This window comes from Rhodococcus sp. HNM0569, from assembly GCF_012726205.1.
Lineage (GTDB): Bacteria > Actinomycetota > Actinomycetes > Mycobacteriales > Mycobacteriaceae > Rhodococcus_F.
Genome location: NZ_JAASAE010000009.1, coordinates 134,913 through 159,899, shown reverse-complemented (window position 1 = coordinate 159,899; position 24,987 = coordinate 134,913). Strand labels below are relative to the sequence as shown.

The 24,987-nt window shown below is 69.9% G+C and carries 20 protein-coding genes; 11 read left to right on the top strand and 9 right to left on the bottom strand.

Features of this window, described 5'->3' with window-relative positions:
• Positions 1–7 precede the first annotated feature (7 nt).
• Positions 8–1,162, bottom strand: coding sequence for a hypothetical protein (locus tag HCA44_RS14255; protein ID WP_169649439.1), 1,155 nt, complete (start codon positions 1,160–1,162; stop codon positions 8–10).
• Positions 1,163–1,341: 179 nt separating this feature from the next.
• On the opposite strand from HCA44_RS14255, the gene HCA44_RS14250 reads away from it, so the two are divergent.
• A complete protein-coding gene (locus HCA44_RS14250) occupies positions 1,342–2,109 on the top strand; it encodes a deoxyribonuclease IV (RefSeq protein WP_169649437.1) in 768 nt (255 codons plus the stop codon).
• Here the strand turns inward: HCA44_RS14250 and HCA44_RS14245 are convergent.
• The 7 genes from HCA44_RS14245 to HCA44_RS14215 all read right to left on the bottom strand — a co-directional run bounded on the left by HCA44_RS14245 (position 2,082) and on the right by HCA44_RS14215 (position 10,757).
• Positions 2,082–2,627, bottom strand: a complete 546-nt coding sequence (locus HCA44_RS14245; RefSeq protein WP_169649436.1) for a GNAT family N-acetyltransferase — start codon at positions 2,625–2,627, stop codon at positions 2,082–2,084. The genes HCA44_RS14250 and HCA44_RS14245 overlap by 28 nt on opposite strands.
• Before the next feature lie 93 nt (positions 2,628–2,720).
• On the bottom strand, positions 2,721–4,511 hold the full coding sequence (locus tag HCA44_RS14240; RefSeq protein ID WP_169649494.1) for a long-chain fatty acid--CoA ligase: 1,791 nt from the start codon (positions 4,509–4,511) through the stop codon (positions 2,721–2,723).
• Positions 4,512–4,519: 8 nt separating this feature from the next.
• Positions 4,520–4,720, bottom strand: a complete 201-nt coding sequence (locus tag HCA44_RS14235) for a hypothetical protein (protein WP_169649434.1) — start codon at positions 4,718–4,720, stop codon at positions 4,520–4,522.
• 182 nt (positions 4,721–4,902) lie between these two features.
• The gene (locus HCA44_RS14230) at positions 4,903–6,072 is read right to left on the bottom strand and encodes an acyl-CoA dehydrogenase family protein (protein ID WP_169649432.1); all 1,170 of its coding nucleotides are present in this window, start codon (positions 6,070–6,072) and stop codon (positions 4,903–4,905) included.
• Between the two features lie 7 nt (positions 6,073–6,079).
• Positions 6,080–7,255: an acyl-CoA dehydrogenase family protein gene (locus tag HCA44_RS14225; RefSeq protein WP_169649430.1), complete on the bottom strand. Its 1,176-nt coding sequence runs from the start codon at positions 7,253–7,255 to the stop codon at positions 6,080–6,082.
• 182 nt (positions 7,256–7,437) lie between these two features.
• Positions 7,438–9,945 carry an FtsX-like permease family protein gene (locus HCA44_RS14220; RefSeq protein ID WP_169649492.1) on the bottom strand — a complete coding sequence of 836 codons (2,508 nt, stop codon included), beginning with the start codon at positions 9,943–9,945 and terminating at the stop codon, positions 7,438–7,440.
• A 56-nt stretch (positions 9,946–10,001) separates the two neighbouring features.
• Positions 10,002–10,757, bottom strand: coding sequence for an ABC transporter ATP-binding protein (locus HCA44_RS14215; RefSeq protein ID WP_169649428.1), 756 nt, complete (start codon positions 10,755–10,757; stop codon positions 10,002–10,004).
• 102 nt (positions 10,758–10,859) lie between these two features.
• Here HCA44_RS14215 and HCA44_RS14210 point away from each other — a divergent pair, with 102 nt between their 5' ends.
• The 4 genes from HCA44_RS14210 to HCA44_RS14195 all read left to right on the top strand — a co-directional run bounded on the left by HCA44_RS14210 (position 10,860) and on the right by HCA44_RS14195 (position 14,713).
• On the top strand, positions 10,860–11,276 hold the full coding sequence (locus HCA44_RS14210) for a YchJ family metal-binding protein (RefSeq protein WP_346764725.1): 417 nt from the start codon (positions 10,860–10,862) through the stop codon (positions 11,274–11,276).
• A 63-nt stretch (positions 11,277–11,339) separates the two neighbouring features.
• Positions 11,340–11,930, top strand: a complete 591-nt coding sequence (locus HCA44_RS14205; RefSeq protein ID WP_169649426.1) for a hypothetical protein — start codon at positions 11,340–11,342, stop codon at positions 11,928–11,930.
• A gap of 96 nt (positions 11,931–12,026) precedes the next feature.
• On the top strand, positions 12,027–13,907 hold the full coding sequence (locus tag HCA44_RS14200; RefSeq protein ID WP_169649424.1) for an ABC transporter ATP-binding protein: 1,881 nt from the start codon (positions 12,027–12,029) through the stop codon (positions 13,905–13,907).
• A 110-nt stretch (positions 13,908–14,017) separates the two neighbouring features.
• Positions 14,018–14,713 (top strand): hypothetical protein, encoded by a 696-nt coding sequence (locus tag HCA44_RS14195; RefSeq protein WP_346764724.1) that lies wholly within the window; start codon positions 14,018–14,020, stop codon positions 14,711–14,713.
• 4 nt (positions 14,714–14,717) lie between these two features.
• Here HCA44_RS14195 and HCA44_RS14190 read toward each other — a convergent pair whose 3' ends face one another.
• A complete protein-coding gene (locus HCA44_RS14190) occupies positions 14,718–16,469 on the bottom strand; it encodes a DEAD/DEAH box helicase (RefSeq protein ID WP_169649422.1) in 1,752 nt (583 codons plus the stop codon).
• Positions 16,470–16,684: 215 nt separating this feature from the next.
• Here HCA44_RS14190 and HCA44_RS14185 point away from each other — a divergent pair, with 215 nt between their 5' ends.
• From HCA44_RS14185 to HCA44_RS14160, 6 genes are all read left to right on the top strand, one after another.
• Positions 16,685–17,254, top strand: a complete 570-nt coding sequence (locus HCA44_RS14185; protein WP_169649421.1) for an HdeD family acid-resistance protein — start codon at positions 16,685–16,687, stop codon at positions 17,252–17,254.
• A gap of 39 nt (positions 17,255–17,293) precedes the next feature.
• A complete protein-coding gene (locus HCA44_RS14180; protein WP_169649419.1) occupies positions 17,294–18,097 on the top strand; it encodes a carbon-nitrogen hydrolase family protein in 804 nt (267 codons plus the stop codon).
• 57 nt (positions 18,098–18,154) lie between these two features.
• Positions 18,155–18,784, top strand: a complete 630-nt coding sequence (locus HCA44_RS14175; RefSeq protein WP_169649418.1) for a phosphoribosyltransferase family protein — start codon at positions 18,155–18,157, stop codon at positions 18,782–18,784.
• Between the two features lie 164 nt (positions 18,785–18,948).
• Complete coding sequence (locus HCA44_RS14170) at positions 18,949–20,736, top strand: long-chain fatty acid--CoA ligase (protein ID WP_169649416.1); 1,788 nt, start codon at positions 18,949–18,951, stop codon at positions 20,734–20,736.
• 140 nt (positions 20,737–20,876) lie between these two features.
• Positions 20,877–24,383 (top strand): TM0106 family RecB-like putative nuclease, encoded by a 3,507-nt coding sequence (locus HCA44_RS14165; protein WP_346764723.1) that lies wholly within the window; start codon positions 20,877–20,879, stop codon positions 24,381–24,383.
• Between the two features lie 67 nt (positions 24,384–24,450).
• Positions 24,451–24,963: an N-acetyltransferase gene (locus HCA44_RS14160; protein WP_169649414.1), complete on the top strand. Its 513-nt coding sequence runs from the start codon at positions 24,451–24,453 to the stop codon at positions 24,961–24,963.
• Positions 24,964–24,987: the final 24 nt, after the last annotated feature.

Genomic DNA, 24,987 nt, shown 5'->3' with positions numbered 1-24,987 from the left:
ACACATCTCAGCGTCCGGAAGTCAGTTCGGCGATGCCACGGTGCAGCTCCTCACGGTAGCCGAGGAACACGTGATCGAGACTGCTGATCTGGTCGCCGACGTGGCGGGCGTTGTCGACCGACAGTTCGCGATTGCCACTGCGCGAGAGCAGCCTGTCGATCCGGGCATCGAGGCCTGCGGCCCGGTCGGCGGCTCGGGTCGCACGCAATGCGTCGTCGGCGCGGGCGAGCAGGTCGCCGACACGCACGAGCGCCGCGACGCGCGCCAGCAGCTGTTTCCACACGTCGTCGAGCGCGCGGCGTCTGCTCGCGACTGGGGCACCGCGCTCCTCGAGCGTGCCGAGTTCGCCGACGACGCCCCGCAGTTCGGTGGTGTCGACGGCGATCTGTAGCAACTCTTGCCACGGATCGAGCTGATACCTTTGCACCGCAAAGTGTTCCGAGTGCCACGCCTCGGTGGCCTCGATGCGGTCGACGACGCTCGCGGCGAGGAACAGCGCGGTGTCGTAGCGGTCGGCGAAGTGCGACCTGCCCTCGGGCTCGCGGGTTCGCGAAGGCTCGAGATGACCGAAAACGCCCGTCAGCTTCGGGACGAGCTGCGCGCGTTCGGCGATCGGCGCGAGGCCGGGCACACGGTCGGCGACCCGGGTGAGTTGTTGTGCGAGTCGCTCGGTTCCCCGCGCGGTGTCGGCGGGAGTCGGAGTGTGGACGAGTGCGTCGAACACGAGGCCACGCTGCTCGGGATCCAGATGGACGCCGTCACGCCGGTCGCGCCGGATGGCGCGGATGCCGGTGCCGAAGTGCTCGCCGGGGGCGACGAAGGCGGCGCGGGCCGCCTGAATCCTGCGGTCGAGGTCGTTCGCACGGAACCGGTACATCGCCTGCACGGGCGGCGGCCCGCTCGTCTCCGCGCGATCGGCGAATCGTGCGCGCTCGTCGGCGAGCCTGCGTAAGGCACCGAATCCGCCGACGTCCGCGAATCCGCGACCGGTCTGGATGCGCCGAAGTACGACGGCACGCAGGTCGGGCGCGAGCCTCGCCGAGGCGATCACGAGCGCACTCGTGTCCCCGAGGTCCTCGACGGCGCCGGGAAGCCACGCGCCCGCGCACCACGCCCCGATCTGCCCGTCCGGCACTCGCCTGCCGATCTGCTCGTCCACCATGCGGCCTCGCCTCCCTGTCCATCCACCTCGCGGCCGCTGACCGGCCGGCACCGCCGAGTACCTGATACCAGTGTCCACGCCTACGCCCCGCTGCGCTTCCCTCGCCACCTGCACTGCCCACCACTGCACGGACCCGCAACCGCTCCCCCGGCCCGGGTGCCGCCGTTACGCTGGGGCACATGCGCGTGGGAGTACACGTTCGGCAGGACGACGACCCGACGGCGACCGGCGAGGCGCTCGGCGCCGACATCGTGCAGTTGTTCCTGTCCGATCCGCAGAAGTGGAACGCACCGAAGCCGCATCCGAAGGCAGCCGAGATCCGTGCGAGCCCGGTCGCGACCGTCGTGCACGCCCCGTACGTCCTCAATGTCGCGAGTCTCAACAATCGGCTGCGCATCCCGTCGCGCAAGTCGGTCGCGCAGCACGCCGAAGGTGCCGCCGACATCGGAGCGATCGGGCTCGTCGTACACGGCGGGCACGTGCGCGACGCGGACGAGGTGGATGCGGGTTTCGACAACTGGCGCAAGCTCTTCGAACGCCAGGAGGGCGGCTTTCCGGTACCGATCCTGGTGGAGAACACCGCAGGCGGCGATTTCGCGATGGCGCGCTATCTCGAATCGGTTGCCCGCTTGTGGGACGCGATCGGCGAGTTCGACCCCGGATTCTGTCTCGACACATGCCACGCGTGGGCCGCCGGCGAGGAGCTCGACGGCATCGTCGACCGGGTGACCGCGATCACCGGGCGCATCGACCTGGTGCATCTGAACAACTCCCGCGACGAGTTCGACTCGGCGCGGGACCGACACGAGAATCTCGCGGACGGCACGATCGACCGGACGGTGCTCGTCGAGATCGCGCGGGCGGCGGACGCACCGGTGGTGCTCGAGACCCCTGGCATCGGGCTCGAAGAGGATCTTGACTACCTGCGCGGCGCGCTGGACGCGTGAGCAGCCTGCTCCACGGGCCGCTCGAGCAGCATCAGCACGGTGCCGATCGGCTCGTCGCCGTCGGTCCACCCTTCGAACCGCTGCTCGGCGACCACTGCGAAGCCCAGCCGCTCGTAGTACGCACGGAGCGCGCTGTTGGACAGGGGGCATTCGACGCGCAGCGCCGTCACTCCGCGCGCAGCGGCCTGCGCCTCGGCCCACCCGAGGAGCTCGGCGCCGACACCACGTGCCACCTGAGTGCGGTCGACGGCGATCGTGGGAACGACGGCACCCTCCGCGGCATCGGCCAACCAGCGCGACGAGTCGGACCACTGCAGACGGAAGGCCCCGACCGTGATCCCTGCGAGCTGCGCGACGTACCACTCGCCGGCCTCGGTCTGCTCGCGGACGTCCGCGAGCGACGTCTCGTCGAGCGGCGTCTCGAAGCCGTGTGCGCGCAGCCAGTCCTCCGCGTCCCACAGCAATTGCACGATGTCTTCAGCATGGTCGCCCAACGCTTGCTCGACGGTCACTGCCATACGCCCACAGTAGGCCACTTTCGGGGTCGTGCAGCCATCGAGGCTCGTACATCCGAAATGCCGTTTTCACCGCGAGAAGTTACCGGCTGGTAGTCACTTCTCGTAGATGCGGGCGATGTCCTCGGCGTAGCGCTCGGCGACCACCGCGCGCTTGATCTTGAGCGTTGCGGTCAGTTCGCCGTCCGCCTCCGTGAGGTCCCGATCGAGCAGTGTCCACCTCTTGACCGCCTCGGCGTGCGACACCGTCGAGTTCGCGTCGTCGACCGCGGCCTGGACGAACCTGCGTAACTCGTCGTCGTCTTCGAGTTCGCGCGCGGTGGCCGACGCGTCCTTGCCGTGCGCCGCCTTCCACCGCGCGAACTCGCCTGCGTCGAGAGTGAGCAGGGCACCGACGAACGGACGACCGTCGCCCACGACGACCGCCTGCGACACGATTCCGAACGAGCGCATACGGTCTTCGAGCGGCCCGGGCGAAACGTTCTTACCGCCCGCGGTGACGATCAGGTCCTTCTTGCGCCCGGTGATCGTGAGGAAGCCGTCGGTGTCGAGTTCGCCGAGATCGCCCGTGCGGAACCAACCGTCGTCGAACGCGGCAGCGGTGGCCTTCTCGTTGCGCCAGTACTCGCGGAAGACGACATCGCCGCGTAGTTCGACCTCGCCGTCGGCGGCGATGCGCACGCTGTTGCCCCCGAGCGGTGGACCCACCGAACCGATCTTCTGTGCGCCGGGACCGTTGACGGTGTGCGCAGCAGTGGTCTCGGTGAGCCCGTAGCCCTCGTAGACGGGAATGCCGACACCACGGAAGAAGTGCCCGAGTTCGGGGCTCAGCGCGCCGCCGCCCGAGATCGCCCACCAACATTCGCCGCCGAGCGCCGAACGGAGCGACCGGTAGACGAGGCGGTCGGCGACACGTCGCCGTACCCGCATGCCCGCCGAGGGCCCAACGTCGTCGAGGGCGCGCGAGTACTCGATCGCGGCGCGTTCGGCGAACGCGAAGGCCCGCGCGCGCAGGGGCGACGAGTTCGCGGCCCGCGCCGCGCCGTCGCGCACCTTCTCGAACACACGGGGCACACCGAGGACGGTGTGCGGCCGAAAGCGCGCGAATTGGCCCGTCACCGTGGCGAAGTCGGACCAGAACGCCTGCACGACCCAGGCCTCGAACATCGCGAGTGACACCGCACGCGCGAGCACGTGGGCGAGCGGGAGGAAGGTGAGGGTGCGGTGGCCCGGCACCGCGACCCGCCCGACCGGGGCGCTGAGCAGGCCGCGGATCTCGGTGAGGAAGTTGCGGTGGGTGAGCACGCAGCCTTTCGGCCTGCCGGTGGTGCCGGACGTGTAGACGAGCGATGCGATGTCGGCAGCGCTCAGCGCGAGAACGCGTTTGAAGACCTCGCGGTCGTCGACGTCCTGCCCCTCCTTGATGAGCGTGCCCACTGCGTCGTCGTCGACGACGAGGACCCGGCTCAGCGTGTACGGCATGTCGTGCGCGAAACCTGCCGCGTGCTCCGCGGTTTCGACCAGCGCGAGCACCGCGCTCGAGTCCTCCGCGATCCAGCGCACCTGATCGTGTGACGACGACTCGTAGACCGGGACGGTGACGGCGCCCGCCGCCCACACCGAGAAGTCGAGCAGTGTCCACTCGAATCGGGTGGAGCAGAGCAGCGCGACCCGGTCGCCCGGTTGCACACCCGCGGCGATGAGCCCCTTGGCAACTCCCGTGACGAGGGCCGCGAAGTCTCCCGCCGTGACATCGACCCACCCGGCCGACTCGGGGCGGGAGAAGACGACGCGTTCGGGGTGTTCCTCGGCGTGCGCGAAGACCGACATCACCACGTTCTCGTGGTCGGCGACCGTGAACTCGGCCGCACCGGACGTCTCGCGCACGGGAGGGGTCAGCACGCGACGGTGCGGTCGCCTTCGACTTCGGGGTGCGAGTCGGAGCGGATGCGCAACAGCACCAGACTCGACACCGACGCCACGATGAGCGACGCGACGCTCCACTCGACGTGCAATTCCGACAACGCGACTCCGAATCCGACGATGCCGGCGACGAGCAGGCACCACATGACCACTTTCACGGTGACGATACCCATGTCACGCTCCTCTGAAGTTCCGTTCCGCAGGCCCCCCGCTCACATATCAGCACACACTTGCGGGCCGGACGTTAGCCGGGTCACACGAACGCAGGTCGGCGCGACACACACGCGGATTCCGTGTCGAGACCGATCCGCAACGCAATCGCGACGGTCGTCGTGTCGCCGTCACATCGTGGTGTTCACGCACCCCTCGCGTGTGCGGCGAGGATGCGCAGGTGGTCGTCCGCACTGCCGAGCACGTGATCGATCGCGGTGAGACGCGCGCTGTAGTGGCCCACCGGGTACTCGTCGGTCATGCCGATGCCGCCGTGCATCTGGATCGCTTCCTGCGCGATCTTCTTGCCCGACCGGCCGATCTGGAGTTTCGCGCGCGATGCGACGATCGGGTCGACCGTGCCGTCGGCGAGGGACATCGTCGCGTACAGGCTCATGCTGCGCGCAAGCTCGAGCAGGACGTACATGTCGGCGGCGCGGTGCGTGAGCGCCTCGAACGACGAGAGCGGCACCCCGAATTGCTTGCGAGTGCGCAGGTACTCGGTGGTGAGCCGCAGCGCCTCGTCCATCGCACCCACCGCTTCCGCGCACAGTGCGGCCTGTGCGCGCACGAGGGCGTCCTCCACCAGGGGCGACGCGTCGGCCGCCGGGTCGCCGCCGAGCAATCGGGCGGGCGCATCGACGAATTCGATCTGGGCGGCGCGTGCTCCGTCGTACGTGCGGTAGCCGGTGACGTGCACGCCCCGGCCCTCCCCCTCCGATGTGCCCCCGGCCGATTCGGCACCGCCCGAGTCGAGACCGCCGGCGTCGACGAGGAACAGGCCGGTGCCGTGTTCCGGAAGTGCAGCACTCACCACGAGTGTGTGCGCACCGACCCCGTGCAGTACCGGATTCTTGACACCCGTGAGCGACCACGACTCGCCGCGCTCCTGCGCCGTGGTGCTCACGACCGCCGCGGGCCAGCGCACGCCGGGCTCACTGTGCGCGAAGGCCAGAAGGCGTTCGCCCGACGCGACTTCGGGGAGCAGTGCGCTGCGCTGCTCGTCCGTACCCGCGGACGCGACGAGCGCGCCGGGTACGAGCACCGCGTCGAGCAGCGGTTCCGGCGCGAGGCGCCGTCCGATCTCGGTCATGACTGCGCCGATCTCGACAGGGCCCGCCCCCATACCGCCGTCGGCTTCGGAAAAGCTCAGTCCCAGCAGTCCGACTTCCGCGAACCGGCGCCACACCTCGGTACTCCAGCCGCGTTCGGTGCCGACGATCTCGCGGCGCCGCTCGGCGTCGTAGCTGCGCGCGAGCAGATCACGGGTGGTGTCGCGCAAGAGCTTCTGTTCGTCGTCGAGCGTGAAGTCCATGGTGAGCTCACAATCCGAGGATCGAGGATGCAATGATGTTGCGCTGCACCTCGCTCGACCCGCTGTAGATGGACACCTTGCGGTAGTTGAGGTACTGCGTGGCCGAACGCTGCGCCCAGTCCGGCGACGCGATCGCCTCGCCCGCGTCGACCGGAAGCGAGTCGGGGCCCGCGACGTCCATCATGAGTTCGGTGACCGCCTGCTGCAGTTCCGAGCCTCTCAGCTTGAGCAACGACGACGCCGGGTCGGGTTTGCCGTCGGCGGATGCGGCGACGACGCGATTCTGCGTGAGTTCGAGTGCGAGGAGCTCGTTCTCGATCTCCGCCACACGCGATGCGAACAGCGGGTCGTCGATCAGCGAGCGGCGCCCGACGACGGTGGCGGCGGCGCGGGCACGGACCTGATCGAGTCGCGCCTTCGACGTGCCGAGCCGGGTGACACCGGTGCGTTCGTTGCCGAGCAGGAACTTGGCGTAGCTCCACCCGGCGTTCTCGTCGCCGACCAGGTTGTCGGCAGGAATGCGGACGTCCTCGAAGAAGACCTCGTTGACCTCGTGTCCGCCGTCGATCAGCTTGATCGGACGAACCGTCACCCCTGGAGTCTTCAGGTCGACCAGCACGAACGAGATCCCCGCCTGCCGTTTCGGAGCATCGGGGTTGGTGCGGACGAGGCAGAAGATCCAATCGGCGTAGTGCGCGAGCGTGGTCCACGTCTTCTGGCCGTTGATCACGTACTCGTCGCCGTCGCGGACCGCACGCGTCTTGAGCGAGGCCAGGTCGGATCCCGCGTCGGGCTCGGAAAATCCCTGGCACCACCAGATGTCGAGGTTCGCGGTCGGGGGAAGGAATCGCTCCTTCTGCGGTCGGGAGCCGAATGCCGCGATGACCGGTCCGACCATGTTGGCGTTGAACGGCAACGGCTCGGGCACCCACGCCCGCTGCATCTCGTCCTGCCAGATGCCGAGTTCGACCGCCGTCCAGTCCTTGCCGCCCCACTCGACGGGCCAGTGCGGCACCGCGAGGCCGTGCGCGTTCAGGATCTGCTGCGTCGTGACGAAATCGTCGCGCGTGAAAGCCGCGCCCGCCGCGTTGCGTTCACGGATGTCCGCAGGAATCTCGGTGGTGAAGAATGCGCGCATCTCGTCGCGGAAAGCGCGCTCACTGTCGCTGGGTGCCAGTTCCATCACACGATCCTTCGCACGAGGGCTCGACGATCTCACGGTGCTCGGTGAGCGGCCGCCGCGCATGCACGGACACGCGACGGCCGTCCGAAAACCCTGTCGGCTCGAACGCTACCGTTTCGGACCCGGCGGTAACCGGCTTTCGGCGACGTTCACCGGACGGCGGCGTCGCCCCCTCCGGGCACTCACAAGTCCACGACGGCCTCGAGCGGCTTCGTACGCGCGGCGCGGACCGCGGGCCACAGCGCCGCGAGCACGCCCACCACGGCCGAGCCGATCAGCATGCCGATTACCTGGCCCCACGGCACGACGAAGGACTCGAGTCCCTCGTCGCGGAGCGCACTGACGAACGCCCACCCGAATGCGACACCGAGCACGACACCCACGACCGCACCGAACACCGCGATCAGCATCGATTCGAGATAGATCGCGCGCCGTACCTGGGCGCGCTGCATACCGACCGCGCGCAGCATGCCGATCTCGCGGCGCCTCTCGACGACGGACAGCGCCAGCGTATTGACGATGCCCAGGATCGCGATGACGACCGCGAGCGCCAGCAGGCCGTAGAGGATTGCGAGCAGGGTGTCGATCTGCTGCGCCTGGGTGCCCTTGAACTGCTCGCGGTCCTGCACCTGGACCACGACGAACCGTTCGGTCGCACGTTCGAGGTCGCCGCGCATCGTGTCGAGATCGGCGCCTGGCTGTGCCTGCACGAGCACCGCGATGTCCGGGATCGTCGCGGCGGGCATGAGCGTGCGGTACAGAGCATCCGACGTGATGAGACCACCGAGCAGCTGCGAGTCCTCGAAGACACCCGTCACCGTGCCCTGCGCCTGGGTCCCGTCGGCCCCGGTCATCGGGACGGGACTGCCGACCTGCCACGAGTGTTCGCCCGCGAGGGTCTGCGATACGAGCACGCCGTCGTCGGGCAGTTGATCGGAGCCGCTCACGAGCTTCGGGTCGAGCACTCCGGACACCGGCCCGTCGAGCGAGATCCCGTTCTGGCTCTCGCCCTCGACGTCGACCGACACCGGATGCATCGCGACGGCCTGGTCGACGCCCGCGACACCCCGTGCGGCGTCGGCGGCCCCGCGCGGCACACCGATCGCATTCGGGCCGGTGAGCACGTAGTCGGCGCGCAGGCCCACGTCGACGAGCGAGTCCACACTCGCCTTCGCGGACGACCCGAAGACCCCGATGACGGACACCAGCATCAGCCCCAGCGTGAGGGCGAACGCGGTGGCTGCCGTGCGACGGGGGTTGCGGACTGCGTTGGTGCGCGCCATCTTCCCCACCGCACCGAAGGGCCGCGTCGCGACCGCGCCCAGCGCGCCGACGACCGGGCGCGACAACGCCGGTGCGACCAGCAGTACCGCGACGACCAGCGCGAACGCACCCGCACCGACGGGGGCGGCGGCGGGCTTGCCGGTGCCCTGCGCGCCGACGACGAGCGCCACGATGCCCGCGACACCGAGAACCGAACCGACCACCGTGCGCCCGCGCAACGACTCGCCGGACGACGAGAACTCTGCGCGCATCGCCGCGACGGGCGGCACGCGCGACGCGCGGCGAGCCGGGGCGTAGGCGCTCACGACCGTGACGAGTACGCCGACGAGCAGCGCGACGACGAAGGTGCGCGGGGTGATCTGCAACGGGCCGCTCGGCAGCCCGACGTCGAACGAGTTGAGCAGCGACCGTAGCCCGTACGCGAGACCGATACCGGCGGCGATGCCGACGATGCTGCCGAGCACGCCCACCACGAGCGCCTCGAGGACCACCGAGCGCCCGACCTGACCTCGACTCGCTCCGACCGCGCGCAGCAACGCCAGCTCGCGCAGCCGTTGCGCCACGATCATCGCGAACGTGTTGTAGATGATGAACGTGCCGACGAGCAGGGCTATCGCGCCGAACGCGAGCAGGAAGTAGTTGACGAACTCGAGAGCCTGCGAGACTTCCTGCTTCGTCTCTTCGCGCACCTCGTCTCCGGTCTGCACCTTGGTGTCGGGCAGCGCGCTCGCGATGCGGTCGCGCAGCTCCTGCGCCGCGACTCCGTCGCCCGCGACATCGAGGTACGCGACGTGGGCGCCGTCGGTGAACAGCTCGCGCGCCTGCGCGTCGGTGAAGGTGACACCGATGTAGCCACCCGTCTCGGTTCCCGGGTCGTAGACGCCCGTGACCGTGACGTCGACGATCCCGTGCGACGGCACGAGCACACGCGTGCGATCGCCCACCCCGAGGCCTGCACGCTCGGCCGCACCGGTGTTGATCCCGACCTGCCCGGGCTCGGCGGGCGGGCTGCCCTGCGTGTACGGGTCGGGCGGATCGACGGCCTGCCCGGGCGGGAGATAGCTCTCGCCCATGCTGGGCGCGCCGCCCGTCTGCACCGCCGATCCCCCTTCGTCGAGCAGCACGATCTGACCCGACACCGACGGCGCCACCGCACGCACACCGGAAATCGCCGAGACGGTGTCGATGTCGGCGACCGGAACGCCGCGCGACGAGTCGTCGGCAGGTGAGACGCGCACGTCGACCCCTTGCGCGGCCGTCGCGAAGATCGAGTCGAAGGTCTTCTGCAGGGTGTCGGTGAACACGAACGACCCGGACACGAATGCCGTGCCGAGGACGACCGACAGGACCGTGAGGGCGAGCCGCACCTTGTGGGCCGCGAGATTGCGCAGCGAGACCTTGCGCATGGGCGCCGAACCGCGTCGCCGCGCCGACGACGGTGCGGCGGCCGACGTGGTGGCACTCATGCGGTCTCACCCGCGGGGGCGTCGAGTGCCTTCATGCGGTCGAGGACCGAATCGGCCGTGGGATCGCGCATCTCGTCGACCGTGCGGCCGTCGGCGAGAAACACGACACGGTCGGCGTACGCGGCGGCACGCGGGTCGTGCGTGACGATCACGACGGTCTGCCCGAACTCGTCGACGGCGGCACGCAGGATCGACAGCACTTCGCTGCCCGAACGCGAATCGAGGTTGCCGGTGGGCTCGTCGGCGAAGACGACCGCGGGCCTGCCGGCAAGTGCACGCGCGCACGCCACTCGCTGCTGCTGGCCCCCCGACATCTCGCCCGGCCGGTGGCCGAGCCGGTCGAGCAGGCCGAGGCGCGTGAGCACCGAGTCGAGCCATTCCCGGTCCGGTCGCCTGCCCGCGATGTCGAGCGGCAGCGTGATGTTCTCGAGCGCGGTGAGGGTGGGCACGAGGTTGAACGACTGGAACACGAACCCGATGCGGTCGCGGCGCAGACGCGTCATCTCCTTGTCGGACAGGCCCGTGAGGTCGGTGCCCGCGACGTGGACCGAACCCGACGATGCCGAATCGAGGCCCGCAAGGCAGTGCATCAGCGTCGACTTCCCGCTGCCCGACGGGCCCATGATCGCGGTGAACTCGCCCTCGGCGAATTCGACCGTCACCGAGTCGAGTGCCACGACGCGCGTGTCGCCCGTGCCGTACGTCTTCGTGAGATCGACCGCTCGCGCGGCAGCCGTGGTGTGCGCGGTCATGACAGCCTTTCGTCCGGACGGGTACGCGTACCAGTGTTGCCGGTCGACGGGTCGGGCGCCATCAGGGAAATCCCCCAACGTTCGGCGGGCATACTCGACAGCGTGTCCAGGAGATACCCGCCGCTCGCCGACCTGTGCCCGTGCGGGCGCGGCGAGCCGTACGAGAACTGCTGCGCGCCGCTGCACCGCGGTGACCGCACCGCACCCACCGCCGAAGCCCTCATGCGCTCGCGGTACACCGCGTTCGCCCGAGCGCACCGCGATCCCGGTGGCGCCGCCCAGTACCTCACCGCAACATGGCATGCGTCGACGAGGCCCGCACGACTCGACCTTCCCGACGGCGTCGAATGGACGGGGCTCGACATCGTGGGCACCTCTCGGGGCGGCCCGTTCGACAGCGACGGCACCGTCACGTTCGCCGCGCATTTCCGTCAAGGCGGCGTCGACGGCGTGCAGCGCGAGGTCAGCCGCTTCGTCCGCGAGGACGGGCGCTGGTCGTACGTCGACGGGGACCTCTGACGCGCGGCACGCGCAGCATTCGCCCTTCCCTGCGACGACGGAATCCGGACATACGATCGGGCGATGATCACCACGCGCCGTGCCCTCCCGATCGCCGTCACCGCCGCCGCTCTCGTCGCCCTCACTTCGTGCTCGTCGGATCCGACCCCGGACACCACGGCGGCACCGATGTCGACGACCGAGGCCGCGGCGTCGACCGAGCCCTCGGACAGCGCACCTACCGACGCGTCGCCGAAGAGCGCCGCGCCGAGCGCGGGTGCGAAGCTCACGGTCACCGACGTGCGGGTCGGCTCGCACGGCGGCTTCGACCGCGTCGTGTACGAGATGGCGGGCACCGGCACGCCGGGCTTCCGCGCGCAGTACGTGCCCGAAGCCGTGCAGGACGGCAGCGGACGCACGATTCCGGTGGACGGCGCCGCGATCCTGCAGGTGCAGATCGACGGCTCGGCGTATCCGTTCGACACCGGCGTGGAGGGCTACACGGGACCCGACCCCGTGCCCGGAACCGACGGTGGCAGTGTCGCGTCCGTCAACGGCGCGCTCGTGTTCGAGGGTGTCACGCAGTCCTTCGTCGGGGTGAACGCTGCGGATCTGCCGTTCAGCGTGACGACCCTGGCGGACCCGCCGCGTGTCGTCGTCGACGTGGCGCACTGACCACTCCGCGCCCCGACTCCGGCGCGCGCTCTTGACCTCGAGTTCACTCGAGGTTCTAGCGTCGTCGTCGAACCCACTTCGCCGACGGGAGCGCTCATGAGTATGGAGACGACCGCGTGGCACGCCATGTACGGCGCCATGCACAACACCCGCGAAAGGCGGGCGCTGTCGCGCGCGACACTGCGCCGTATCGCGACGTTCGCACGCCCGCACGGCAGGCGTCTCGCGGCGTTCATGCTCGTGAGCGTCGTGACGGCGGTACTCGCGGTCGCCACTCCCGTACTGGCGGGCCGGGTCGTCGACGCAATCGTCGGCGGCGGGTCCACCGCGACGGTCGCGGGCCTCGCCGCGGTGATCGCGCTGATCGCGCTGTCGGAGGCCGCACTCACGCTCGTCACTCGCTGGCTGTCGGCGAGCATCGGCGAAGACCTCATCCTGGACTTGCGTACGGCCGTGTTCGATCACGTGCAGCGGATGTCGGTGGCATTCTTCACGCGCACCCGCACGGGGGCGCTGGTCAGCCGCCTCGGCAACGACGTGATCGGCGCACAACGCGCCTTCAGCGACACGCTGTCGGGTGTCGTCGGCAACATCGTGACGCTCCTGATCACCGTCGGCGTCATGATCGCGACGTCGTGGCAGATCACGTTGCTCGCGCTGGTGCTCGTGCCGCTGTTCGTGCTGCCGGCCCGCATGATGGGCGGTCGACTGGCGGACATGAACCGCGAAGCCGCCGAGCACAACTCGTCGATGAGCACGCAGATGACCGAACGCTTCTCCGCGCCGGGCGCGACGCTCGTGAAGCTGTTCGGACGACCGCAGACCGAGTCGGCGGAGTTCGCGCTGCGCGCGAAGAGGGTGCGCGACATCGGTGTCCGCACCGCAATGTTGCAGTCCGCCTTCGTCGCCGCGCTCACCCTCGTGTCGGCACTGGCCCTCGCGCTCGTGTACGGCCTCGGCGGCGTCTCGGCGCTGCACGGTCACCTCGAGGCGGGTGCCGTGGTGACGATGGGCATGCTGCTGACCCGCCTGTACGCGCCGCTGACCGCGCTCGCGAGCGCGCGGGTCGATGTCATGAGCGCTGTCGTGAGCTTCGAGCGGGTCTTCGAGGTGCTCGATCTGCGCCCGCTCGTGCCCCAGCCGGATCGCCCGAGAACGGTGCCCGACGGGGCCGTGTCGATCGAGTTCGACGCCGTCGACTTCACCTACCCGGGGGCCGACCGGGTCTCGCTCGCCTCGCTCGAAGAGGTCGCGGTTCTCGACGACCGTGTGGGTGGACAAGTGCTGCACGGGGTCTCGTTCCAGGCCGAACCCGGTGCGACCGTGGCACTCGTCGGCTCGTCGGGTGCGGGCAAGTCGACCGTCGCGTCGCTGCTCGCGCGCCTCTACGACGCCGACGCGGGAGCGGTGCGGCTCGCGGGTGTCGACGTCCGTGATCTGTCGGCCGAGTCGATCCGCGAAACGGTCGGCATGGTGACCCAGGACGGGCACCTGTTCCACGACACCGTGCGCGCGAACCTGCTGTACGCGCGTCCGGACGCGACCGAGGGCGAACTCGCGGAGGTGATCCGGCGGGCGCGGCTGACCGACGTGCTCGCGGCACTGCCGCACGGGCTCGACACCGTCGTCGGCGAACGCGGGTACCGACTGTCGGGCGGCGAGCGCCAGCGGCTGACGATCGCACGGGTGCTCCTCGCGCGTCAGCGCGTCGTGGTGCTCGACGAGGCCACCGCACACCTGGATTCGACGTCCGAAGCGGCGGTGCAGGAGGCGCTGCGTGACGCACTGTCCGGGCGCACGTCACTCGTGATCGCACACCGACTCTCGACGGTGCGCGACGCCGATCTGGTGCTCGTGCTCGAGTCCGGGCGAGTCGTCGAGCGCGGCACGCACGACGAACTGCTCGCACTGGGCGGCCGGTACGCCGATCTGTACGGCACGCAGTTCGGCGGCGCGGCAGCCGCGGTGTCGTCGTGAATCGTTCCCTGCCCGCGCGACGTCGGACGCGCCGATGTGCCGACCCTGCGGTAAGTTCTCGACCCGGGCACGGCGTCGGGACCGTACCCGAAGGGGCGAAGGAGCGCGTAGTGAACCAGAGAATTGCCGCGCGGCGTACTGCCGCGACGCTGGCGATCGGAATCGCCGCGGCGGCGTCGACCGCGGCTACCGCGACCGCGGCACCGGCCGAGAACCCCGGCGAGTCCACCGCGGTCACCGACCTGTGGGCGCAGGCGCACGAACCGCAGCAGCGGGACGCGATCGAGGCACTCGCCACGTCACCGGTGCTCGCGGACGTCGCGGGCGAGTTCACGCCGTTCCTCTACACCGCACCCACGGTCGGGTGTGGCACGTTCGCGCCCGTCACGATGACGATGGCGTCGGCCACCACGGGCCCGTCCGCCGAGGTGCGGGCACGCGAGATCAACTTCCAGGCGCTGTCGGCGTATCCGGGTGTGGTCTCGCGGTCGGGTCTCAACGTCGCATGGCTCAACACCGCCACCGGTGCCTCCGGCATCGCACCACTCGACGGCACCACGGTCGGCGGATACCCGTCGCTGTCGAAGGTCGTCGAGACCGGCGCGGGCACGGTCGTCGCGTCGATCTTCGGTTCGGTCGACTACACCAACGCGACGTGCCACGTGCTGCCCACCGTCGGCGCATTCCTCGTACCCGACGAAGGCCCACTGCCGTCCGAGACGGCGCCGACTCCCCCGCCTGCCGACGCCGCACCGCCTGCCGACACCGCACCGCCTGCCGACGACGCGGTCGCGCCGCCGGCCTGACGGGTCAGCGCGGGCCGCGGTCCTGGCGGAACTTCCGGTCGTTCCGGCCTCGTTCGTCCCGGCCCCGCTGACGACCGCCGGGGCGCTGGTTGGGCGGGCCCTGGTCGGGCTGCAACTGGATCAGCACACCCGAGATGCGCGTGCGCCGCAGTGCCTCGAGAGTCTCCTTCGGCAGCTGCGCGGGCAGCTCGACGAGACTGTGATCGGGGCGGATGCTGATGTGCCCGAAGTCGCTGCGCCGCAGCCCGCCTTCGTTCGCGATGGCACCGACGATGGCGCCCGGCAGCACGCGGTGGCGTTTGCCGACCGCGATGCGGTAGGTGGCCATCTCCTGGCCGTCGCGCGAGAACTTGGGGCCCTCGTCGAACTTACGGGGCGGCCGTTCCCGCTTCTCGTATTCGCGGCGCGGCGGCGGTGGCGGCTCGGGCGCCATGAGGAACGACTCGCCGTCGCGCGACTGCAATGCGAGCGCCGCCGCGATGTCGACGAGCGGGACGTCGTGTTCGCGCTCGTAGTCCTCGATCATCTTGCGGAACAGCGCCAGATGCTCGGATTCGAGGTTCGCAGTGATCGAGTCGCCGAACTTCGCGACGCGCTGCGCGTTGACGTCCTCGACGGTCGGGAGGGTCATCTCCGCGAGCGGCGACCGCGTGGCGCGCTCGATGGCCTTGAGCAGGTGCCGCTCGCGCGGAGCGACGAACAGCAGCGCCTCGCCGGTGCGGCCCGCGCGGCCGGTGCGGCCGATGCGGTGCACGTACGACTCGGTGTCGTGCGGGATGTCGTAGTTGACGACATGCGAGATGCGGTCGACGTCGAGTCCGCGCGCCGCGACGTCGGTGGCGACGAGGATGTCGACCGCGCCACTCTTGAGCTGACCGATCGTGCGCTCGCGCTGCGCCTGCACGATGTCGCCGTTGATCGCGGCAGCCGAGAATCCGCGCGCGCGCAGGCGCTCCGCGAGGTCCTCCGTGGCCTGCTTCGTGCGGACGAAGATGATCATGGCCTCGAACGGCTCGACCTCGAGGACACGCGTGAGGGCGTCCAGCTTGCGCTGGTGCGCGACCTGCACGTAGCGCTGCGTGATGTTCGACGCGGTCGACGTCTTCGCCTTGACCGTCACTTCCTGTGGGTCGTGCAGGTAGTGCTTGGAGATCTTGCGGATCGCGGCAGGCATGGTGGCCGAGAACAGCGCGACCTGCTTGTGCTCGGGCGTCTCCTCGAGGATGCGTTCGACGTCCTCCTGGAAGCCCATCTTGAGCATCTCGTCGGCTTCGTCGAGCACGAGGAAGCGCAGCTTCGACAGGTCGAGCGTGCCCTTCGCGAGGTGGTCGATGACGCGGCCGGGGGTGCCCACGACGACGTGCGCCCCGCGGCGCAGGCCGGACAGCTGAACGCCGTAGCTCTGGCCACCGTAGATGGGCAGCACGTTGAGGCCCTTGATGTGCGTGGAGTACTTGCCGAATGCCTCGGCGACCTGCAATGCGAGCTCGCGCGTCGGCGCGAGCACGAGGGCCTGGGGTTCCTTCTGGGTCAGGTCGATCTGCGACAGGATGGGTACCGCGAACGCCGCGGTCTTGCCCGTGCCGGTCTGCGCGAGGCCGACGACGTCGGTGCCCTGCAGGAGAAGGGGGATGGTGGCTGCCTGAATCGGTGAGGGCGACTCGTACCCCACGTCGGACAGAGCCTGAAGCACCCGATCGTCGATGTCGAGGTCGGCAAATGTGGGGGGTGCGGAGTCGCGCTCGGTATCACTCATTATAAGTCGATTTTATCTCATCGGAACGAGCGCCTCGCCGCCTCCGACCGCATCGTCCCACGTAGACGCACTGAACGGTGTGACACACGAGACAGTTGATCGGAACACCCACCAAAACCGGGCGCCGGTTCTATTCTCGGCTCACAGCAGCCGCCGTCGCCGCCGGCGGGCCAGCCGGTCGGCTCGGGGCGCCGCACGTACCGAAAGGACGCGTCGTGGTCGGTGAAACGCGCTTCTCCGAATTGGCCGGTGCCGCATGGTGGGCAGGCGCCGTCCGCGGCGTCCTGGCAATCCTGTTCGGCATCGTCGCGCTCGCGTGGCCCGGCATCACGACATGGGCGCTCGTCGTGGTGTTCGGCGTCTACTCGGTGGTCGACGGCGTGATCGCGGTGGTGCGCGCGTACGAGATGAGGCGCACCGATCCCGGTTGGGGCTGGTGGGCCGCGCTCGGCGTCGTGTCGATCCTCGCCGGCATCCTCGCGCTCGTGTGGCCCACGATCACGGCCCTCGTGCTGCTGTACATCATCGCCTTCTACGCGATCGTGTTCGGAATCCTCGGTGCGGTAGGCGCTTTCCGGCTCCGGCATCTACCCGGCTCCGGGTGGGGCTGGTTCCTCGTCGCCGCGCTGCTCGCGATCCTGTTCGGCATCCTCCTGCTGCTCTCGCCGGGTAGCGGCATCCTCGGCATCGTGTGGCTGGTCGGCTGGTACGCCATCGTTTTCGGTGTGCTGCTGATCATCGGCGCGTTCTCGTACCGCGAACGACTCCGCAACGCGCGAGGCTGACGCGCGTGCCCGCGGGCACCGCTGCACTAGCGTGAGGGAATGGTGGAGATCGCGGTAGCCCAGTTCGCACCAGGAACCGACAAGCAGGAGAACCTCCGCTCGGTCCGCGCACTCACCTCGGTGGCGGCAGCGCGCGGTGCACGGGTGGTCGTCGCTCCCGAGTACTCGATGTTCACGGCGCCGCGCACCGACGAGCGCGTCGTCGCCGCGGCCGAGCCGCTCGACGGCGACTTCGTCACCGGCCTCGTCGCGATCGCGGCCGACCTGGACGTCGTTCTGGTTGCGGGTGTCGCCGAAGCCATTCCGGGTGACGACCACGTGTACAACACGCTCGTGGCGATCGCCCCTGGGGGCGAGTTGCTCGCGGTGTACCGCAAGGTGCACCTCTACGACGCGTTCGGTTACACCGAGTCGGACGTCATCCGCGCGGGCGATCCCGCCGAGACCCCCGAGACATTCGCGTGCGACGACGTGAGATTCGGCCTGCAGACCTGCTACGACCTCCGCTTCCCCGAGGTCACCCGCCGCATCGTCGACGCGGGCGCCGATGTCGTGTGCCTGCCCGCACAGTGGGTGCCGGGCCCGCTCAAGGAGGATCACTGGACGACGCTCGTGCGCGCACGGGCGATCGAGAACACCGTGTACATCGCGGCGGCCGACCAGTGCGGACGCGCAGGCGCGGGCCACAGCATGCTGGTCGACCCGATGGGCGTGGTCATCACGTCGCTGGGCGAGCAGATCGGCACCGCGGTCGCAACGGTCACGACCGACCGTATCGAGGACGTTCGCAGCCGCAACCCGGCACTCACCCTGCGGCGCTACGCGGTGACGCCGCGCAGCTGACAGCCGGGGCCCGATTCCGGTTCCGGCCGGCTCCGCACGCGGGTAGCGTCGGACACGATGCGTTACGCGGACCGCTCGGCCGCGGGGCGTGAACTCGCGGCAGCACTGGAACACCTGCGCGGCACCGACCCGCTCGTGCTCGCACTCCCCCGCGGCGGCGTCCCGGTGGCGCGTGAAGTCGCCGACGCATTGGACGCCACGCTCGACGTCGCACTGGTGCGCAAGCTCGGTGTCCCGTGGCACAGCGAACTCGCGATGGGGGCGATCGGCGAACACGGGTCGCGGGTATTCAACGACGACGTCCTCGCGTCGGTCAGGGTGAGCGAACGCGATCTCGCGGCGGTCGAACGCGCCGAGCGCGCGGAACTCGAGCGCCGTGCACGCGTGCTACGCGGCGACGCGCCTGCCGCCGACCCGGCCGGCCGCACGGTGATCGTGGTCGACGACGGCATCGCCACCGGCGCGACGGCCCTCGCCGCGTGCCGTGACGTCGCCGAAGCCCGCGCACGCCGCATCGTCGTCGCCGCACCCGTCGCGATCCCCAGCGCACTGCGCTGGGTCGCGGCCCATGCCGACGAGGTGGTGTGCCCGCACACACCGGACGACATCGGCGGCGTCGGCGCGGCCTACGACGACTTCCATCAACTCTCGGACGACGAAGTGCGCAGGCTGCTGGCGCCGCGGTGAGGCCGCGGTGACACACGAGATCGTTCGTTTCGTACTCGAAGTAACACTAAAACCGCAGGTCGCACCTGGAGCTGGACAAATCAGACAGTGGCGATGATGCGGAAAGCGGCTGCGTGTGATCGAATGCACAACCATCGAGTCAGTTTTTCTTCGAAGGGGTCACAGTGCGTGAATACTCGGTGCCACAGTCGTTCACCATTCCGGAGGACGCGTCGATGGCCGACACCGTCTTCCGGCATGCCAAGGACGACCCGGACTTCGTCGCTTTCCAGCGCCCCGCACGCGGCGGCTGGGAGGACGTCACCGCCGCGCAGTTCGCAGCCGAGGTCACCGCGGTCGCGAAGGGCCTGATCGCGTCGGGCATCGAGATGGGCGATCGAGTCGCGATCCTCAGCGGCACGCGCTACGAGTGGGTCGTCCTCGACTACGCGATCTGGACCGCAGGCGGCTGCACGGTCGCGATCTACGAGACGTCGTCGCCCGACCAGGCGCAGTGGATCCTGGAGGATTCGGCCACCGTGCTACTCGCCACCGAGACGGGGAAGCACGCCCAGAATCTGACCGCCGTCACCGACGCCGCCGAGGCCTTGCGTGAGGTGCTCGTGATCGAGGACGGCGCCCTCGCAGAGCTGACCCGCCGCGGCGAGGCCGTCACCGACAGCCAGCTCGACGAGCGCAGGCACCAGGTGCGCGCCGACTCCGCCGCCACCCTGATCTACACGTCGGGTACCACCGGCAAGCCCAAGGGTGTGCAACTCACGCACGCGAACTTCTACGCCGAATCCGCGGCGTGCGCGATCGCGTTCTCCGACTCGATGTACAAGGGCAGGCGCACGCTCATGTTCCTGCCGCTCGCGCACGTCTTCGCGCGGGCCATCTCCTTCGGCGCGTTCGACTCCAAGGTCACGGTGGGCCACACGTCCGACACGACGACGCTCGTCGAGCAGTTCGCCGTGTTCAAGCCCAACTTCGTCCTGTCGGTGCCGCGCGTGTTCGAGAAGGTCTACAACTCGGCGAAGCAGAAGGCCGAGGACGGCGGCAAGGGCAAGATCTTCGCCAAGGCCACCGACACGGCGATCGAGTTCAGCAAGGCGTCGGAGAAGGGCAGCGTTCCGCTCGGTCTCAAGCTCAAGCACGCACTGTTCGACAAGCTCGTGTACGGCAAGCTGCGCGACGCGCTCGGCGGCGAATGCGACCGGGCGGTGTCCGGCGGCGCGGCGCTCGGTTCGCGGCTCGGCCACTTCTTCAGCGGCATCGGCGTGCCGGTGTACGAGGGCTACGGGCTCACCGAGACGAGCGCGGCGGTCACCGTCAACACCAGCGGGGCGCGTCGCATCGGCACCGTCGGCCGGCCGCTCGAAGGCCACGCCGCGAAGATCGCCGAGGACGGCGAGCTCCTCGTCAAGGGACCGGTCGTCTTCGGCGGCTACTGGCACAACCCGGACGCCACGGCGGACGCGATCCGCGACGGCTGGTTCCACACGGGCGACCTCGGGTCGATCGACGAGGACGGCTTCGTGTCCATCACGGGCCGCAAGAAAGAGATCATCGTCACCGCGGGCGGCAAGAACGTCGCGCCCGCCGTGCTCGAGGACGCGCTGCGTGCACACCCGCTCATCAGCCAGTGCCTCGTCGTGGGCGACGGCAAGCCGTTCATCGGCGCCCTCGTCACGCTCGACGAAGAGACGCTGCCCGGCTGGAAGGAGCGCAACGGCCTCGCTGCCGACGTCGCGTTCACCGAGCTGGTCAAGCACGCGGACCTCGTTGCCGAGATCGACGCTGCGATCGCCGAGGCCAACACGAAGGTGTCGAATGCCGAGGCGATCAAGAAGTACCGCGTGCTCGAGGCGGACTTCACGATGGAGACCGGCGAACTCACGCCCACGCTCAAGCTCAAGCGCAACATCATCCACCAGGAACGCGCCACGGAGATCGCGGCGATCTACTCCTGAGTTGCCGCGTCAGCGCGGTCTCGACGCGAAGGGCCCCACCGGTTGCCGACCGGTGGGGCCCTTCGTGTCGATCCGTCGAACGCGTCGGCGGGCGATGTCAGACTGAGCCGCACGTGTCCGCCACCGGAAAGTGAGCCGCCGTGTTCGTGCTCGACTCGCCCGCCGCCGCGACCGGCACACGGATCGTCTACAGCGCGACCGACCTCGCGGCGGCCGCGTCGTGCGAGTTCGGCGTCGCACGACGACTCGGGGACGCGCTGTGGGGCTCTGCCGACCCCCTCGTCACGCCCGCGGCGGATCCGATGCTGCGGCGCACCACCGAACTCGGCGCCGAACACGAGCGGCGCGTACTCGCGAGGTTCCGCGCGCAATTCGGCAACGAGGTCACGACGATCGCGCGCCCGGAGTTCACGGCCGCGGGTCTGGACGACGCGGCCGACGCCACCCGGGCGGCACTCACGACGAAGCGACCCGCCGTCGTCTACCAGGGAGCGTTCTACGACGGACGACTCGTAGGATTCTGCGACTTCCTCGTCCGTGAGGGCGAGGCGTGGACGGTGTACGACGCGAAACTCTCGCGCCATGTCCGAGTTCCGGCGCTCCTGCAACTCGCGGCGTACGTGGACGCCCTGGGCCAGGCGGACCTGCCCGTCTCGCCGCACGCGGGCTTGGTGCTGGGCGACGGCGCGGTGTCGATGCACGACATGCGCGGCATCGTCCCGGTGTATCGCACGGCGCGCGAGCATCTCGAGCGGCTCGTCGGCGTCGTCCGCGCCGAGGGCGGCCCGGTCGAGTGGAACGACCCCCGGTTCTCGGCGTGCGGCGTGTGCGAGCGCTGCGTTCCCGAGGTCGAGCGACACCGCGACGTGGCACTCGTGGCGGGTATCCGCGCGACACAGCGCGACGCGCTGCTCCGCGCCGGCGTACGCACCCTGGACGCCCTCGCGACGCGCCGCGGCGAGGTGCCCGGCCTGGCCGACCGGACCCTCACGGGTTTACGTGCACAGGCCGACCTTCAACTGCGCCAGGACCATTCGGGTGTACCCGAGTTCGACGTCCACACGCCTGCCGCCCTCGCGGCGATCCCTGCTCCCGATGCCGGCGACCTGTTCTTCGATTTCGAGGGCGATCCACTGTGGACGCCGCCCGGCGACCCGTCCCGAGTTTCCGAGCACCCTTCGGGCCTCGAGTACCTGTTCGGTGTCGTCGAGGCCGACACGGGTGCGTTCGTGCCGTTCTGGGCGCACGACCGGCAGGGCGAGCGCGCTGCGCTCGTCGCCTTCCTCGACTACGTGGCCGACCGGCGCCGTCGGCACCCGCGCATGCACATCCACCATTACGCGGCGTACGAACGGTCGGCGCTGCTGCGCCTGGCCGGTCGGCACGGAGTCGGCGAGGACGAGGTCGACACGCTGCTCCGCGCACACGTACTCGTCGACCTCTATCCAGTGGTGCGGGCGGCGATCCGGGTCGGTGCACGCTCGTACAGCATCAAGAAACTCGAGCCCCTCTACATGCCCGAGCACCCACGCGAAGGCGACGTCGTCGACGCCGCGGCCTCGGTCGTCGCGTACGCCGACTACTGCGCACTGCGCGACGCCGGGCGCACCGACGATGCGGACGCCCTGCTCGCCTCGATCGCCGCCTACAACGAGTACGACTGCGTGTCGACACGACGGCTGCGGGACTGGCTGCTGGCACTCGCGGCCGAGCGCGGGGTGACGCCGCATCCCGCCGAACCGGATTCTCCCGTCGACACCGGCGCGGAGTCCGATACCGGCGGAGGGGAGCCCGAGTCTGCGGACGTCGCCGCGCTACGCGCGTTCGCGGGCGCCCCGCCGCGCACCGCGGAGCAGGAGGCGGCGGCGCTGTCGGCCGCAGCGGTGGACTACCACCGCCGCGAACGGAAACCGTTCTGGTGGGCGCACTTCGACCGGCTGCGCGCACCGCTCGACGAATGGGCCGACACGCGCGACGTGTTCTGCGTCCAGGATGCCCGGGTGGAGACCCCGTGGCACAAGAACACGCCACGGCAACGCAAGTTGCGTCGGCTCGTCCGGCTCACCGGCCGGTTCGGTACCGGCAGCACTGTCGGGCCGGGCGCCACGATGTACGCGCTGTACGACCCGCCGGCTCCCGCGGCGCTCGCGCAGGACGATCCGGCGCTGCGCGCGACGAGCACCTGCACGGTCGTGTCGGTGGACAAAGAGCCCGGGCGCGGCGAGGTCGTGACCGTCGAGGAGCTGCTGTCGGGGGCCGAGTACGACGACGTCCCGATCGCGCTCACACCCGGCCCGCCGATCGCCACCGAGCGCATCGAGGAGGCGATCGCGTGCGCGGCACACGAGTTCGCGGCGGCGCTGCCCGTCGTACCGCGTCGCGCCGCATTCGACGTGCTCGCGCGCCGCGCTCCGCGGCTGCGCGCGTCGGGCGCGCTACCCGCCGGTGAGCCGGTGTCCGCGATCACGACGGCACTGCACGCGCTCGACGACTCCTACGTCGCGGTGCAGGGCCCGCCCGGCACCGGTAAGACTTACACCGGAAGCCGTGTCGTGCACCGTCTCGTCGACGAATACGGCTGGCGGGTCGGTGTGGTCGCGCAGTCGCACTCGGTGGTCGAGAACATGCTCGACGCCGTCGTCCGCGCGGGTGTGTCGGCGGACGCGGTGGGCAAGAAGGACGGGCGCAGCCGATCCGCGCGCTGGATGGATGTCGCGTCGAACGACTACGCGGGATTTCTCGAACGGCACCACGCGACGGGGTGCGTACTCGGCGGCACCGCATGGGATTTCGCGAACTCCGCGCGGGTACCGCCCGGTTCGCTCGATCTGCTCGTGATCGACGAGGCCGGTCAGTTCTCGCTCGCCGGTACGATCGCCGTCGCACAGTCGGCCCGCAACCTGTTGCTGCTCGGCGACCCACAGCAGTTGCCACAGGTCAGTCAGGGCACGCACCCCGAACCGGTCGACGGCTCCGCACTCGGATGGCTCACCGACGGACACGGTGCGCTGCCGCCACGCCTCGGCTATTTCCTCGACCGCAGCTGGCGAATGCACCCCGCGCTGTGTGCGGCGGTCTCGGAGCTGTCCTACGACGGCCGCCTGCACGCGCAGGTCGACGTGACGGGTGCGCGGCATCTCAACGGGCTCGCGCCGGGTGTGCATGCCGTGCCCGTCGCGCACCGCGGCAATGCGACGCGCTCGGCGGAGGAGTCGCGCGAGGTGGTGCGACAGGTGAGAGGACTCCTCGGGCGCGCGTGGACGGATGCGGGCGACGCACCGTCACGCCCGATCGCACCCTCCGACCTCCTCGTCGTCGCGCCGTACAACGCGCAGGTACTCCAGATCGAGCGGGACCTGCGCGCCGCGGGGCTCGGCGACGTCGAGGTCGGCACGGTGGACCGCTTCCAGGGCCGTGAATCGCCAGTCGTGATCGTGTCGATGGCGGCATCCGCTCCCGAGGACGTGCCTCGGGGATTGTCTTTCCTGTTGTCGCGCAACCGGCTCAACGTCGCGGTGTCACGCGGACAGTGGGCCGCGATCGTCGTGCACTCCCCCGCGCTCACCCGGTACCTGCCCGGCACTCCCGAGGCGCTGGGCGAGCTCGGCGCCTTCCTGCGGCTCACCGGTCACGCTCGTCCCGCGTAGCCCGGGCGCGGTCGGCACACGGGAAATGCCGTTGCGGGCGGCGCAGTGCCGGTGGCATCGTGGCCGGATGAGCAGCCCGCACTGGACCACCCGACCTGAAGAGCCCACGGATGTCGAGGCAATCCGGGGCATCCTGCTCGCCGCGTTCGACACCCCCGAGGAAGCCGACCTCGTCGACGAACTGCGCCGCAGCGGTGCGTGGATCGACGGGCTGTCGATGGTCGCCGTGGACGCGGCAGGCGATCCGGTGGGGCACGCGCTGCTCACGCGCTGTCACATCGACGACACGCCTGCTCTGTGCCTGGCGCCGTGCTCGGTGTTGCCCGAGCATCAGCGGACGGGCGCCGGAACCGCCGCCACCACAGCCGTCCTCGACGCGGCCCGCGCACGAGGCGAGCATGCCGTGACCGTGCTGGGCCACCCCGAGTACTACCCGCAGTTCGGATTCACGCGGGCGAGCCGACATGGCGTACGGATGAAGGCCGAGGTGCCCGACGAGGCGCTGATGGTGCTCGCGCTGGACGGGACGCCGATCCCGGGCGGAACCATTCGCTACGCGGCGCCGTTCGGCGACATCTGAGAAGCGCGATACCGGAAGCGCTTC